The sequence below is a fragment of the Vogesella mureinivorans genome (assembly GCF_007644035.1).
GTDB lineage: Bacteria > Pseudomonadota > Gammaproteobacteria > Burkholderiales > Chromobacteriaceae > Vogesella > Vogesella mureinivorans.
In genome coordinates, this window is the sequence record NZ_VMTV02000676.1 from 1 (window position 1) to 302 (window position 302).

Genomic DNA, 302 nt, shown 5'->3' on the forward strand with positions numbered 1-302 from the left:
CCGCCGCCAGGTCCCGCTCGCGCTGGGCCACGCTCATGCCGGCGCCCCGGTCCAGCAGGGTGAAGCAGCCCGAACGCTGGATCACCGCCCGCAGCAGGCTCTGGGGCGGCGACAGCTGCAGTTCGCGAAACACGTCCGCCTGGCCGTCGGCGATGGCGACGGTGCCCAGATTGCGGGCGCAGCGCGGGATCTGCGCCATCATGTCGTCCTGGGTGCGCTGGGCTCCCGAACGGCGGTTCTGGGCCTCGGCGGGCAGGGCGCCCGCCAGGGCCGTGGCGCTGGCGACGGCGGCGCAGAGAATG

At 74.8% G+C, this 302-nt stretch carries 1 protein-coding gene; it reads right to left on the reverse strand.

Annotation, left to right across the window (positions count from 1 at the left end):
• On the reverse strand, positions 1-302 hold a 302-nt coding region (locus tag FLQ44_RS17685), incomplete at both ends, for a hypothetical protein (RefSeq protein ID WP_206208954.1).